Source organism: Streptomyces sp. McG3, assembly GCF_018619185.1.
In the GTDB taxonomy this organism is placed as follows: domain Bacteria; phylum Actinomycetota; class Actinomycetes; order Streptomycetales; family Streptomycetaceae; genus Streptomyces.
The window spans coordinates 1-15022 of record NZ_JAAXYC010000194.1; the positions used below are offsets into that span (position 1 = coordinate 1).

The window sequence follows — 15022 nt, forward strand, 5'->3', positions numbered from 1 at the left end:
CCCCACCGCTCCCCCGTCCCCGCCGGCCGTCTGAACCCTGGAGTCGTGATGCCCGACGCAAGCCCCCGTTCCGTGTTCGACTACGTCGTGGTCGGCGGCGGTACGGCCGGAGCGGTCATCGCCGCCCGGCTCACCGAGGATCCCGCCGTCACCGTCTGCGTACTGGAGGCGGGCCCCTCCGACGTCGGGGACGAGAGCGTCCTGCGGCTGGAGCGGTGGATGGCCCTGCTGGAGTCCGGTTACGACTGGGACTATCCGGTGGAGCCGCAGGAGCGGGGCAACAGCTTCATGCGGCACGCCCGCGCCAAGGTGCTCGGCGGGTGCTCCTCGCACAACTCGTGCATCGCCTTCTGGGCCCCGGCCGAGGACCTCGACGAGTGGGGCGCGCTGGGCTGTACGGGGTGGAGCGCGGCGGACTGCTTCCCGCTGTACCGGCGGCTGGAGACCAACGACGCGCCGGGCGACCACCACGGCCGCTCGGGTCCGGTCACCATCCGGACCGTGCCGCCACTCGATCCCTGCGGCGGCGCCCTGCTCTCGGCCTGCGCGGCGGCGGGCATCCCCACCGTCCCGTTCAACACGGGCTCCACGGTGATCCGGGGCGCCCACTGGTTCCAGATCAACGCCCGCGAGGACGGCACCCGCTCCTCGGCCTCGGTCTCGTACCTGCACCCCGTGCTGGGGAAGCGGCCCAACCTGGAGGTGCGGACGGGGCTCCAGGCGAAGCGGCTGCTGTTCGAGGGCGAGCGGTGCTCCGGGGTGGAGTACCTGGAGCCCGACACCGTCCACAGCGGGAGCGTGGCCGCCCGGCGGGAGGTGATCGTCTCCTGCGGGGCTATCGACTCCCCGAAGCTGCTGATGCTGTCCGGCATCGGCCCGGCCGGGCATCTGCGGGACACCGGGGTGGACGTGCGGGTGGACTCCCCCGGCGTCGGCTCGCACCTCCAGGACCATCCGGAGGGCGTGATCATGTGGGAGGCGAAGCGGCCCATGGTCACCGCCTCCACCCAGTGGTGGGAGATCGGGATCTTCGCGGACACCGAGCCGGGACTGGACCGGCCGGACCTGATGTTCCACTACGGCTCGGTGCCGTTCGACCTGAACACCTACCGGCGCGGCTACCCGACCTCGGACAACGCGTTCTGCCTGACCCCGAACGTCACCCGCGCCCGGTCCCGGGGCACGGTGCGGCTGCGGACCCGGGACTTCCGGGACAAGCCCCGGGTCGATCCGCGCTACTTCACCGACGAGCACGACGTACGGGTGATGACGTACGGGCTGCGGCTGGCGCGGGAGATCGTGGCGCAGCCCCCGATGGCCGAGTGGGCGGGCGCGGAGCTGGCTCCGGGGCCGGGCGCGACCACGGACGCGGAGCTGTTCGACTACATCCGCGAGACGCACAACACCGTGTACCACCCGGCCGGAACCGTCCGCATGGGCCCGGCGGACGACCCGGACTCGCCGCTCGACCCGCGGCTGCGGGTCAAGGGGGTGACCGGGCTGCGGGTGGCCGACGCGTCCGTCATGCCGTTCCTGCCGACGGTCAATCCGTGCATCACCACGATGATGATCGGCGAGAAGTGCGCCGATCTGATCAAGGAAGGATGAGGAGGAGTTCACCCGGAACGCTATTCGCACACTTGCTCGAATAAGGTTAGGCTCTCCCCATGTCCGTACACCTGCAAAGCTCGCTTTTCGACCAGGAGGCCGAGGTCGGAACCGGCCCCCTGAGCGGACTGCGGCGCACCGATCTGGGGCACGGGGCCTGGATCGACGTGCTGCCGCAATGGCTCCGGGGCGCGGACACCCTGTTCGAGACGCTGGTCCGCGAGGTCGACTGGCGGGCCGAGCAGCGCGTCATGTACGAGCGCGTGGTGGCGGTCCCCCGGCTGCTGGCCTTCTTCGGCCGCCGCGACCCCCTTCCGCACCCGGCCCTGGAAGCCGCCCGCACCGCGCTGGGCAGGCACTACGCGGCCGAGCTGGGCGAACCGTTCACCACGGCGGGGCTGTGCTTCTACCGGGACGGCCGGGACGGGGTCGCCTGGCACGGGGACACCATCGGCCGGGGAAGCACCGAGGACACGATGGTCGCGATCCTCTCGCTGGGAGCCCCCCGGCACCTCGCGCTGCGGCCGCGCCACCCGGGTCCCGCCCACGTCCGCAGACCGCTCGGGCACGGCGACCTGATCGTCATGGGAGGCAGCTGCCAGCGCACCTGGGAGCACGCGATCCCCAAGACCGCGCGGGCCGTCGGGCCGCGCATCAGCGTGCAGTTCCGGCCCGACGGGGTGCGCTGAGCCCGGCGTCCGGCGGGCGCGGTCCGGCTCACCGCGGTTGTGCCGGTCCCGGGCAGGGCGGATTCTGAGGGTAATGAACCGGGCCGGTGTCGCGCCGTGAGCGCGGCGAGCACGGCGGACAGCGCCGATTTCCGCGGCCCCCTGGACATCACCAGGGCGGCCACGATGGTCCTGGACGCCGAGAGCACCGTCATCGGCTGGAGCCCCGCCGCCGCCGAGCTGCTCGGCTACGGTCCCTCCGACGCCCTGGGGCGGCCCGTGACCGCGTTCCTCACGGTGCGGCCGGCCGGTGGCGCCCTCCCGGTGAAAGCGGCCGGGACGGCCGGTCCCGGCCCCGGACCGCCGTCCCTCGTCGGCAACGAGATCCACCTGGCGCACACCCGGGACGGCGGCGAGCTGCTGGTGGCGACGGCGATGTGTCCGCTGCCGGCCGGGCCCGCGGGCCACGGCCCCGGCGAGCCGGACCGGATCCTCGTGGCGGCCGAGGTGGAGTCGCTGCGGCACTGGGAGTCGCGGATCGCCCTGCTCCAGGGGCTGGCCACCCAGTCCCCCGTCGGTCTGGCCATCTACGACACCGACCTGCGGCTGAGCTGGAGCAACACCGCCTACGAGCGGGAGATGGGGCAGCCGCTGGCCGCGTTCCGGGGCAAGCGGGCCGACGAGCTGTACGGGGCGGGCTCCTTCGTGACCTCCGGCTACCCGCGGACGCTCGACGGTGTCATGCGCCAGGTGCTCGACACCGGTGAGCCGGTCCTCGACCTGCACTTCCGGGGCCGGCCGCCCAGCGACCCGGGGAGGTATCACCTCTGGTCCTGCGCCTACTACCGGCTGGAGGACGCCCACGGGCACGCGCTCGGCGTGTGCGAGGACGCGTTCGACATCACCGACCGCTACCGGGTCCAGGAGCGGCTGACCCTCCTCGTCGAGGCCGGCCGGCGCATCGGCACGGTCCTGGACGTGGCCACCACCGCCGAGGAGATCGCCGAGGTGGCCGTGGAGGACTTCGCCGCCACCGTACGGGTCGATGTCACCCGGGCGGCGGTGACCGGGGAGACGGCGGCGGTGGGCAGCCCGGCGGACATGACCCTGCTGCGGGTGGCGGAACGGTCGGCACCGGGGTCCGGTACGCCGGATCCCGGCCTGCCGGGGGCCGGCCGGGCGGAGACCGGACAGTGGGAGGCCAGCCAGCGGCAGGCCGGACAGCCGGAGACCGGACGGGCAGAGACCGGGCAGGCGGCGGCCGGGCAGCCGGAGACCGGGCAGCGGCAGGGCGGACAGCCGGAGACCCGACAGGCAGAGACCGCACAGCCGGAGGATGCCGGGCAGCCGGAGAAGGCCGGGCAGCCGGGGGCAGGCCTCCCGGGTACGGGCGGACTCCCGGAGTCCGGACCGCCCGGGACGGCGCGGGGCCCCGGCGAGCCGCGGCAGCCGTATCCGCCGGTCGTCTATCCGCCCGGATCGCCGCAGGACCGCAGCCTCTCCTCGGGCGGGCTGGTGCTCGACGAGAGCACCCTGGTCGTTCCGTTGCGGGCCGGGGGCGGCATCCTCGGGCTCGTCACCTTCGACCGGGACGCGGGCCCCGACGCCCCGGGCCGGACGCCCGCCCGCGACCGGGCGACCACGTTCGACAACGGCGAGGTCGCTTTGGCCGACGAGCTGGCGGCCCGGGCCGCCGTCAGCATCGACAACGCACGCCGCTACACCCGCGAGCGCACCGCCTCCCTCGCCCTCCAGCGGCAGTTGCTGCCCCATCACCTGCCGCCGCGGTCCGCCGTGGAGACCGCCTACCGCTACCTGCCGGCCGACGACGTGACCGGCGTCGGCGGGGACTGGTTCGACGTGATCCCACTGTCCGGGACCCGGGTCGGCCTGGTGGTGGGGGACGTGGTCGGACACGGGCTCCAGGCGGCCGCCACCATGGGCCGGCTCCGCACCTCCGTACGGGCCTTCGCGCAGCTCGACATGGCCCCCGACGAACTGCTGACCCGGCTGGACGATCTGGTGGGACAGCCGGCGGAGGAGGGGTCGGACGCGTACGGCGGGGCGGTCGAGACCTACGACGTGACCACCGGGGCGACCTGTCTGTACGCGGTCTACGACCCGGTCTCCCGGCGATGCGTCATGGCCCGTGCCGGACATCTGCCGCCGGCGGTCGTCGGCCCGGGAGGCCAGGTGTCGTTCCCGGACCTGCCCGCCGGGCCGCCGCTCGGTCTCGGCGGGCTGCCGTTCGAGTCGATGGAGATCGACCTGCCCGTGGACAGCCTGCTGGCACTCTTCACCGACGGCCTGGTCGAGGCCCGGGACCACGACATCGGACGCGGCCTCGACACCCTGGGCCGGGTGCTCGGCGACCGTTCGGCGTCCCTGGAGGAGCTGTGCGACCGGGCGGTCGCCGAGCTGGTGCCCGGCGGCACGAGCGCCGACGACACCGCCCTGCTCCTGGTCCGCACCCGCGAACTCGACGCGGAACGGGTGGCCGACTGGGAGCTGACCGCCGAAGCCGTGTCGGTGGGCCGCGCCCGCGAGCTGGCCACCGGACAGCTGGAGGCCTGGGGGCTGGAGGAGCTGGTGTTCTCGACCCAGCTGGTCGTCAGCGAGCTGGTCACCAACGCGGTCCGGTACGCGGGCGGGCCGCTGGGGCTGCGCCTCATCCGGGACCGCACCCTGGTGTGCGAGGTCGCGGACACCGGCCACACCTCTCCGCACCTGCGGCACAGCGAGGCGGACGACGAGGGCGGGCGCGGACTCTTCATCGTGGCGCAGCTCGTCCAGCGGTGGGGCACGCGGTACACCCCGACCGGGAAGACCATCTGGACCGAGCAGGCCCTGCCGCCGGCCGGAACCGGCTGACCCGTACCGCCCGTGGGCACCGCCCGTGAGCGCCATGCGTGAACAGCACCCTTGGGCAGCACCTTTGTTGACAACCCAACAGACATGGACTTAGGTATGCCTTACCTAAGTCGACTGGGTGTCCGTGGTTCTGGTTACCGATGCCGAGAAAGGTGCTCATCTCATGAGTGCTGTTCCCTCCACCCGTACCGTCGCCCGCGCCGGCCTCGCCGCGTTCGCCGCCGCCGCGCTGGCGCTGACCCTCGCCTCCCCCGCCGCCGCCGCGACCGGCACCCGTACGGTCACCGACGGGGGCTCCACCTACAACCTGTCGCTCTCCGGACCCGACACCGCGGCCGCCGCGGGCGCCAACATCACCGTCACCGGCAGCGGTTACAACACCGGCCAGGGCGTCTACGTGAGCCTGTGCGTGGTGAACGGGGCCCAGGGCGCCAACAAGCCCTCGCCGTGTCTCGGCGGCCAGGACCAGTCCGGCACCACCGGCGCCTCGCACTGGGTGTCCAGCCTGGGCGGCGGCCTCCCCAACACCTCGCCGTTCGGCGCGGGCGGCACCTTCAGCGTCCGGATACACGTCAAGGCCGACCTCGGCGGCGGCAACGTCTGCGGCGACACCGTCGAGTGCGCCATCGTGACCCGCGCCGACCACACCGACACCAACGACCGCAAGTACGACGTCCACGCCCCGATCAACTTCGTCTAGCACCACGAGAGTTCTCCAACCCTTCGCCCGGTCCCGGCCGTTCGTGCCGGGGCCGGGCTCCCACGCGTCGTGACGAGGAATGACATGACATCCACTCCGGGCACCGCTCCCGGCACCCCGCCGAGCGGCCGCCGCAGACTCGGACGCCGGGCGGGTACCGCCGCCGTCGCCGCCCTGCTGCTCGCGGCGATCCCCACCGGCGCGGCGGTCAGCGCCGACGCCGGCACCCCGAAGACCGCCACCGGCCCCCAGGGGCAGAAGCTGACCGTCTCGGCCACCACCGGACTCGACCCGGCCGGCGAGAAGGTCCGGGTGACCGGCGAGGGGTACGGCCCGAGATCCGGGATCTACGTCGCCCTGTGCAAGGACAACGGCGACAACCGGGTGCCCTCTCCCTGCCTCGGCGGCGCCGACATGAGCGGCGGCTCGAAGACCTCGCAGTGGATCGTGCCCCCGGGCGACCCGTACGAGGGCGACCTCGCCCGCGCCTTCGGGCCCGGCGGAACCTTCGACGTGGAGATCGAGATCTCGGCGAAGGGCGACGGCCTCGACTGCGCCGAGGTGGCCTGCTCCCTCGTCACCCGGGCCGACCACCGCTCCAGTGGCGACCGGTCTCAGGACGTCCGCGTACCCGTCGCCTTCGCGGGGCAGGGGCCGGGCGAACCGGGCGGCGAGGGCGTCGACGTGCCCGCGGGGACCGTCTCCTACAAGGCCGTCGCCGACTTCACCTCGGCAGGCAAGCCACTGGACCTGTTGCTGCACCCCGACTCGAAGAAGCTGTACGTCGGTTCGGACAACCTCCCCGACACCGCCGACATCGACGAGCGCGGGCTGCACGTGCTGAACCCCGAGGACGGGAAAGCCGAGAGCTGGATCAGCCAGGCCCCCGGCCCCACCGGGGAGGTGCGTGCCTCGGCGGCCGCCCGCATCGCGGGACCGCTGCCGGGCGACGGCGTCGTCTACCACTACCCACTGCGGGGCGTCGGGAGCGCCGAGGCCGGTGACGAGAAGGCCTCCGGCGTCTGGCTCACCGGGTCCACCATCACCGACATCGCCCCCGGTACGACCCCGGACACGGTGCTGGTCGCCCAGGGCGCGAAGCTCTCCGAGATCGACCGGGCCACCGGCGTGGCGACCCGGAGCCTCACGCTCCCGGGCGGCGCGCAGTTCGCCGCGGACCCCGCCCGGGGAGCGCTCTGGTTCAGCGACTTCACGGCCGGGCAGCTGCACCGGGTGGACCTCGCCTCGTTCGCGGTCACCGCGTCCTTCGAACTGCCGGGTGCCCGGGGCGCGACCGGGTTCACCGAGACGGACCCGGCCACCGGCGCGGTGTGGGTCGGTGCCAACCGGTCCGTGCTGGTCCTCGACGCCGCGGGCAAGCCGCTCAGGACACTCGTCGGCAAGGACCTGGCCCGCGACGCCGCCTTCGACGCGGCGACGGGCCGGGCCTACGTCGTCTGGCAGGACGGCGGGGACCTCTCCGATCCGGCCAATGACAACAACGGCACGCTGACCGTGTACGACACCGAGGACTTCGCCGTGGCCGCGAAGGACCTGTCGCTGCCGGGCAACCACTCCCAGTCCGGCGCGGCCTCGCTCGCCGTCGAGCCGGGCGGGGCCACCGTCTTCGTGACGAGCCCCGCCGAGGGGAAGATCACCAAGCTGGTCCGGCAGGTCTCGCCGCTGGTGACCCGCGCGCCCGCCGACGCGGCGGCCGAGGACGGCGAGGAGGTCACCCTCACCGCGGCGGCGGAGGGCTCCCCGGAGCCCACGGTCCGCTGGCAGGTCAGCGCCGATGGCGCGCAGACCTGGAAGGACGTCGAGGGCGCGACCGGGCCGGCCCTCACGTTCACCGCGAGGACCGCGCAGGACGGCTACCGCTACCGCGCCGAGTTCCGCAACGACGTCGGCACCACCCGTACCGCCGCCGTGACGCTCACCGTCACGGCGGCGGCCACCGGCGGCGGGGAGACGGGCGGCGACAGCGACGGCGACGCCTCGACCGGCGGCGGCAGCACTGAAGGTGACGGCACGACAGGTGGTGACGGCGGTACGCGGTCGGGCGGCGGCTCCACCACCGGGGGCTCCGGCTCCACCGGTACGGCCGGCGGCTCCGGCGCGTCCGGTGGCACCGGCTCCACGGTCGGCGGTGGCGCCGGCGGCGGCACCGGGGCCGCCACCACGTCCGGCGGCGGCAGCCTGGCCGCCACCGGGGTCACTGTGATGTCGGCAACTCTGGCGGCAGCGGCACTCGTTGGCGCCGGACTGCTGATCCACCGGCGCACCAGGAGGCGCACGGACGGCGCGTTCTGACCCCGTAGCGGCACCCGGTCCCCCTCGGGGCGGGCGGGCGAATCCGTGAACCCCCTGGCCGGGCACAGCGCCGGCCAGGGGGTTCACGCGTTCCCGCCGGACCACACCGGAGCCGGAGCCTCCGCGGGCCGCTCCCCGGCGCCGACCGGCACAAGCGCTTACCGGTCTGTCGCTCCCTCAACATCCGTACCCCCACGGCGACATCGGATGGTTCCGGCCGATCGGAGGCGTCTGGACCGAGCCGTCTGAACTTCACGGGAACTCCAGCGAAATGGCACGTGTGTGGATATCGTGCACCGAGCGAGGGCGCATCCGTCAGTCCATGGGATCGGCGGATGCGTCGCGTTTGTGGGGGTGCGACTGTGACTGGGGGGTTCATGGGGCATGTCGAAATACCTGATACCGACCTATCCGGACCGGTGGGGCTCCGGGGCGCGCCGCGCCCCCGCACCGCCGCGTCCCGGAACCGCACGGCGGCCCTGGAACAGCTCTGGAGGGCCCCGACAGCACAGCGCGACCCGGCCGGCCGGCCGCCGGCCCGGCGGAAGCGGACGCCCGGCCCGGCCCTCGCCGCACTGACCGACCTGCTGGGCCTGGGCGGCCCGGCCTGGCTGCTGCTCGGCGCGGGCGACCAGCCGCGCCCGGTGGCGGCCGCCGCGGTGGCGGGGCTGCTCTGGGCCGGGCTGCGCGGCGTCCGGGGGCGGTACACGGACCGGCCGGGGACCGGGCCCGGCGGCGCGCTCGGCCCGGTCGGGGACTGGCTCGTGCTCATCGGCCTGCTGGCCGTCCTGCACACGGCGGCCGGAAGTCCGGTCGACCCGGCCACGGCCGTCGTGGCCGTGACACCGGGGCTGCTCATCGCCACGGCGGTGGCGTGGCTGCGCCGGTGGCAGCGCTCCGGGCGGCGGGGCCACCGGGTCCGCAGGGTGCTGCTGGTCGGTGAGGCCTCGGCCGTGGGCCGGGCGGCCGAGCTGCTCAACTCCGGTACGGACCACGACTACCGCCTGGTCGCCGCCATACCGGTGGGCCCCGCCCGGCTGGAGCTGGACGGGGTGCAGGTGCCGGGGCGCCTCGCGTCCTGCCCGGCCGACGACGACGTGACGACGGTGCTCGGCGGGGTCTACGCCCATGCGGCCGACCTGGTGCTGGTGGCTCCCGGGCCGCAACTGACCGGGGACCGGCTGCGCCGGCTCGGCTGGGGGCTGCACGACGGGGGCGTCGCCCTGTCCGTGGTCTCGGAGCTGTCCGGGGTGACCGCCGAGCGGGTGCGTCCCGCCACCGCGGCCGGGCTCACCCTGCTGCACATAGCACCGCCGCTGCGCGGGGGGCCGCAGGCGGCGCTGAAGGGCGTGCTGGACCGCACGGGGGCCCTGGTCGGGCTGCTGGCCCTGACACCCCTGCTCCTGGCGGTGGCGCTCAGCGTCCGGCTGTCCTCGCGGGGGCCGGTCTTCCACCGACAGGTCCGGCAGGGGCAGCACAACCGGCCGTTCACCATGTGGAAGTTCCGCACGATGGTGGCCGACGCGGAGAACCTCAAGGCGCGGCTGGTCGCGAGCAACGAGGCGGACGGCCCGCTGTTCAAGATGCGCGGCGACCCTCGGGTGACGCCGGTCGGGCGGCTGCTGCGGCGGACGTCGATCGACGAACTCCCGCAGCTGGTCAATGTGCTGCTGGGCCAGATGTCGCTGGTGGGCCCGAGGCCGCCGCTGCCGGAGGAGGCCTCGCGGTACGACGAGCGGGAGCACCGCCGGCTCGCGGTGAAACCAGGGCTGACGGGGCTGTGGCAGGTGAGCGGCCGCTCCGATCTGACCTGGCAGGAGACCATCTCGCTCGATCTCTGGTACGTCGACAACTGGTCGGTCGCCGCCGACCTGGGACTTCTCGCCCGCACCGTGCGCGCCGTCGCCGACGGCCGCGGGGCGTACTGAGGGCGGCGGGCGTGCGGATGCGAGGAACACAGCCGGTTCGCCGCCGCGAGACACCTCTCGGCGGCGGCGAACGGTCACTGTCCGGGCGGGAGTTGGCCGAGCCACCAGGCGTAGGTGCGGGCGACGCCGTCGCGCAGCGGGATCCGCGGCGTGAAGCCGAGGGAGGAGAGGCGGGTGACGTCGAGCAGCTTGCGGGGCGTCCCGTCGGGCTTCGACGTGTCCCAGCCGATGCCCCCTTGGTATCCGGTCACCTCCCGTACGGTCTCGGCGAGTTCCCGGATCGTGAGGTCGTCGCCGCAGCCGATGTTGACGGGTTCGTCGCCGTCGTAGGCCTCCAGCAGGGTGACGCAGGCGGCGGCGAGGTCGTCGACATGGAGGAACTCGCGGCGCGGGGAGCCGGATCCCCACAGGGTCACTTCGGGTGCCCCGTCCCGCCGCGCCTCGTGGAAGCGGCGGATCAGCGCGGGCAGCACGTGCGAGGTCTCCAGGTCGAAGTTGTCACCGGGCCCGTAGAGATTGGTGGGCATGGCGCTGATGTAGGAGGTGCCGTACTGCCGCCGGTACGACTGGATCTGGACGATTCCGGCGATCTTGGCGAGGGCGTAGGCCTCGTTGGTGGGCTCCAGCTCGCCGGTGAGCAGCGCGTCCTCACGGATCGGCTGGGGCGCGAGCCGGGGGTAGATGCACGACGAGCCGAGGAAGAGCAGCCGCTCGACCCCGGCCGCGTGCGCACCGGCGATCACGCCGAGCTGGATGCGCAGGTTGTCCTCCAGGAACTGCACGGGGTACGTGCTGTTGGCCATGATCCCGCCGACCTTGGCGGCGGCCAGCACCACGGCGTCCGGGCGGATCTCCTTCAGATACGCCCCGGTCCGCGCGGCGTCGCGCAGGTCGAGGAGGTCACGGCCGCGGGTGAGTACCTCGTGGCCGTCGTCGGCGAGGCGGCGGGCCACCGCCGAGCCGACCAGGCCGCGGTGTCCCGCGACGAATATGCGGGAGCCGGGCCGCAGTAGGGGGCGGTCGGATTCCTGGGAGGGGACGGGAAGTTCGGTCGTCATGGCTCGGATTGTGCCAGCAGAAAGGGACTGTGGTGACACTTCGCCGCAGAACGTCCCAATTCAGATATGTCGGTGAACGTCGCCGCCGAGGCGATCAGCAGAGAAGGGGGAATCGTGGCGAAGACCGCGCTCATCACCGGAGTGACCGGCCAGGACGGTTCGTATCTGGCCGAGTTGTTGCTCGACAAGGGGTACACGGTGCACGGCCTCATACGCCGCTCCTCCAGTTTCAACACCGAGCGGATCGACCACATCTACCAGGGGCCCGAGGAGCCGGAGCGCTCCTTCGTCCTGCACCACGCGGACCTGTCCGACGGTGTGGCCCTGGTGAACCTGCTGCGCGACATCCAGCCCGACGAGGTCTACAACCTGGGCGCGCAGTCGCATGTGCGGGTGTCCTTCGACGCCCCGCTGTACACCGGTGACGTCACGGGCCTCGGCACCATCCGGCTCCTGGAGGCGGTCCGGGCCAGCGGCATCGAGACCCGGATCTACCAGGCCTCGTCCTCCGAGATGTTCGGCGCCAGCCCGCCCCCGCAGAACGAGAACACCTCGTTCCACCCGCGCAGCCCGTACAGCGTGGCGAAGGTCTACGCCTACTGGGCCACGGTCAACTACCGCGAGGCGTACGGCATGTTCGCGGTGAACGGGATCCTCTTCAACCATGAGTCGCCGCGCCGGGGCGAGACCTTCGTGACCCGGAAGATCACCCGGGGCGTCGCCCGGATCAAGGCCGGGCTCCAGGACCGTCTGCACCTGGGCAATCTGGACGCGGTCCGGGACTGGGGGTACGCGCCGGAGTACGTGGACGCCATGTGGCGGATGCTCCAGTGCGACACCCCCGACGACTATGTGGTCGCGACCGGTGAGGGCGTCAGCGTCCGGCAGTTCGTGGAGTTCGCCTTCGAGCACGCGGGGCTGGACTGGAACGAGCACGTGCGTTACGACCCGAAGTACGAACGCCCCAGCGAGGTCGACGCGTTGATCGGGGACGCGTCCAAGGCCGAGGAACTGCTGGGCTGGAAGCCCGAGGTGAGGTCGCGCGAGCTGGCCCGCATCATGGTCGACGCCGACATCCGCCGACTGGACGACCAGCTGAGCGGCGCGGCCGTCCGGGTGGACAGGTGAACGGGCCGGGCGGCACGTACCCGCGCGTCCGCCCGGCGGCCCCTTCCGGCCCGACGGCCGTCTCGGCCGACGGCGGCTGCGTGGTGCCGTTCCCCGGCGCCCGGACCGCGTCGTCGGTCACCCCCAACTCCCGGCCGGCGCCAGCCGCGCCCGTGCTCGGGACGATCACCGGCGCGGTGAGCTGCACCGACTCCTCGGTGCAGCTCACCGCGCCGGCACCGGGCGGAGCCCTCGGCTCCGCCTACTCACTCACCCGGCCGGCGGCGGGACGGACAGTCCGCGCGTCCGGTCGGGCGAGGCAGGATCCGCGGCCTCCAGGCCGCAGCTCGAATCTCACCTTCGGAGCCGAATGATGAACGGAAGTACGGGGCAGAGAACCGGAGGGCGCGGCCGTGTACGGGCCGCCTCCGCCGCTCTCGGCCTGCTGGCCGGAGCCCTGACCGCGACCGCGGCCGGGACCTCTCCGGCGGCGGCGCTGACACCACCGGTCGCCATCACCGCGGACGACCTCACCACCTGGCAGACCAACGGCATCGTCTGGTCGATGGCCGCCGGCGACGGCGTCGTCTACGCGGGCGGCACCTTCTCGACCCTGCGGCCCCCCACCGCCGCCCCCGGAACGAGCGAACAGCCCGCGGTGAACTTCGCCGCGTTCGACGCGGCGACCGGGGCGCCCACCGACTGCTCGCTGTCCTTCACCATCTCGTCGGGAACAGCGACGGTCCGGTCCCTGGCGCTGTCCCCGGACGGCGAAACCCTCTACGCGGGCGGCCAGTTCGGGGCGGTGAACGGCGTCGGGGTGAGCAACATCGCGGCGATCGACACCGAGACCTGCACGGTCAGCAACACCTTCAAGATCGGGGTCTCGGCGACCGTGCGGGGGCTCGCCGTCACCGACGACACGGTCTATCTGGCCGGCGACTTCACCACGGTCGGCGGGCAGACCAGGAACCACTTCGCCGCCGTCACGACCGGAGCCTCACTGCTGCCCTTCACGGCCAACGCCGACGAGGTCGCGCGGGCGGTCGAAGTGACTCCGGACGGGCAACACGTCCTGCTCGGCGGCGACTTCTTCCGGATCAACGGGACGAACACCCACGCGTTGGCCGTGGTCGACGCCACCACCGGACAACTCGCCAAGTCCTACCCGGGGTTCATCCACAACAACTCCACCGTCCAGGACATCACCACCGACGCCACCGGCTTCTACACCGGCAACGAGGGCACCGGCGGCGGGGTGTTCGACGGGCGGATCGCACTGGATCTCGACGACTTCGACCAGCGCTGGCGGGACACCTGCCTCGGCGCGACCCAGTCGGTGCTGGTGCACTCGGGCGTGCTGTACAGCGGCAGCCACGCCCACGACTGCTCCAGCATGGGGGCCTTCCCCGACCAGCCGCGCAAGCATCTGCTGGCCCAGTCGGTCGACGACCCCAAGCTGCTCCCGTGGTTCCCGGACACCAACGACGGCATCGGCGAGCCGGTCGGACCGCGGGTGATGAGCCAGGCGAGCAGCGGAGGCCGCCACTACCTGTGGGTGGGCGGCGAGTTCACCACCGTCAACAGCAAGCCGCAGCAGGGGCTCACCCGGTTCGCGGACGGCCCGGACACGGGCACGCCCTGGGTGCCCAACGTCAGCCTGTCCACGCTGACCCCGGGGCGGATCGACGTGAACTGGCAGACCAGCTTCGACACCGACGACGGTGAGCTGACCTACCGGATCTACAAGGACGGCTCGAACACGCCGGTCCACACGACGACCGGCTACTCGGTCTTCTGGGACCGGCCCCAGCTGACCTGGACGGACACCGACGTCGCGCCCGGCGAGGAGCACACGTACCGGATCAGCGTGAGCGACGGCACCAACACCAGCGCCAAGTCCCCGGCCCAGACGGCGACCGTGGCCGGCTCGACGGAGGCGTATCCGGCCCGGGTCAGGTCCGACGGGGCGGGCCTCTACTGGCGCTACGACGAGGGCACGTCCACCTTCGCCCACGACAGCAGCGGGAACCTGAACAACGGCTTCCTGCGCAACGGCCCCGCCTACCGGCAGACCCCGGCGGCGGTCGCCGGGCCCTCGACGGCGATCGGCTTCAACGGCACCGACGACTACGCGTACAGCAACCGGCAGCACGCCGCGCCGGGCCGGTTCTCGGTGGAGACCTGGATCAGGACCACCACCACCCGGGGCGGGAAGATCATCGGCTTCGGCAACATGACGCAGCAGAACAGCACCCGTCAGGACAAGAACGTCTACATGCGCAACGACGGGCGGCTCGTGTTCGGCGTGCAGAGCAGTGGGGCACGGACCGTCACCACATCGGCCGCCTACAACGACGGCCAGTGGCACCACGTCGTCGCCACCCAGGGCCCCCTGGGGCAGGGCATGGCGCTGTACGTCGACGGGCAGCTGCGCGCGTCGAACATCCTGGTCTCCGGCAACGACGGCAACCCCGGCTACTGGCGGGTCGGCGGGGACAACCTGGCCGGCTGGCCGAACCGCCCGACGAGCAACTTCTTCGCCGGGCAGATCGACGAGACCGCCGTCTACCCGACCACGCTGAGCGCTTCGCAGGTCAGCGCGCACTACGCCCTGAGGAATGGCTGATCCGATGAGGAACCCGTTCCTGGCCGGCGCCGTCGTCGTCATGACGACGGCGGCGCTGGCCGCCTGCGGTTCGTCCGCCGGCGGGAACGGTCCGGAGGCCGCGGGCGCCCAGCGCCCCGCGGCCTCCGGGCTGGCTCTTA

9 protein-coding genes are annotated in these 15022 nt (G+C 72.9%); 8 read left to right on the top strand and 1 reads right to left on the bottom strand.

The genetic code is table 11. The features are described 5' to 3' along the window. Positions 1 to 48: 48 nt before the first annotated feature. The 6 genes from HET64_RS26025 to HET64_RS26050 all read left to right on the top strand — a co-directional run bounded on the left by HET64_RS26025 (position 49) and on the right by HET64_RS26050 (position 10088). Positions 49 to 1608, top strand: coding sequence for a GMC family oxidoreductase (locus HET64_RS26025; protein WP_215109561.1), 1560 nt, complete (start codon positions 49 to 51; stop codon positions 1606 to 1608). A 59-nt stretch (positions 1609 to 1667) separates the two neighbouring features. Beyond that, positions 1668 to 2297 (top strand): alpha-ketoglutarate-dependent dioxygenase AlkB, encoded by a 630-nt coding sequence (locus HET64_RS26030; protein WP_215109551.1) that lies wholly within the window; start codon positions 1668 to 1670, stop codon positions 2295 to 2297. Between the two features lie 96 nt (positions 2298 to 2393). Continuing rightward, positions 2394 to 5147 carry a SpoIIE family protein phosphatase gene (locus HET64_RS26035; protein WP_215109553.1) on the top strand — a complete coding sequence of 918 codons (2754 nt, stop codon included), beginning with the start codon at positions 2394 to 2396 and terminating at the stop codon, positions 5145 to 5147. A 163-nt stretch (positions 5148 to 5310) separates the two neighbouring features. Next, positions 5311 to 5847 carry a hypothetical protein gene (locus HET64_RS26040; protein WP_215109555.1) on the top strand — a complete coding sequence of 179 codons (537 nt, stop codon included), beginning with the start codon at positions 5311 to 5313 and terminating at the stop codon, positions 5845 to 5847. Positions 5848 to 5931: 84 nt separating this feature from the next. Further along, on the top strand, positions 5932 to 8160 hold the full coding sequence (locus HET64_RS26045) for a hypothetical protein (RefSeq protein WP_215109557.1): 2229 nt from the start codon (positions 5932 to 5934) through the stop codon (positions 8158 to 8160). 377 nt (positions 8161 to 8537) lie between these two features. Beyond that, positions 8538 to 10088, top strand: coding sequence for a sugar transferase (locus HET64_RS26050; protein ID WP_215109558.1), 1551 nt, complete (start codon positions 8538 to 8540; stop codon positions 10086 to 10088). Positions 10089 to 10162: 74 nt separating this feature from the next. Here HET64_RS26050 and HET64_RS26055 read toward each other — a convergent pair whose 3' ends face one another. Beyond that, entirely contained in the window at positions 10163 to 11146 is a 984-nt protein-coding gene (locus HET64_RS26055) for a GDP-L-fucose synthase (RefSeq protein WP_215109559.1), read from the bottom strand. A gap of 114 nt (positions 11147 to 11260) precedes the next feature. Here HET64_RS26055 and gmd point away from each other — a divergent pair, with 114 nt between their 5' ends. Together gmd and HET64_RS26065 are read left to right on the top strand one after the other, a co-directional pair. Next, entirely contained in the window at positions 11261 to 12274 is a 1014-nt protein-coding gene (gene gmd / locus HET64_RS26060; RefSeq protein ID WP_215109562.1) for a GDP-mannose 4,6-dehydratase, read from the top strand. 349 nt (positions 12275 to 12623) lie between these two features. Next, positions 12624 to 14882: a LamG domain-containing protein gene (locus HET64_RS26065; protein ID WP_215109560.1), complete on the top strand. Its 2259-nt coding sequence runs from the start codon at positions 12624 to 12626 to the stop codon at positions 14880 to 14882. Positions 14883 to 15022 lie beyond the last annotated feature (140 nt).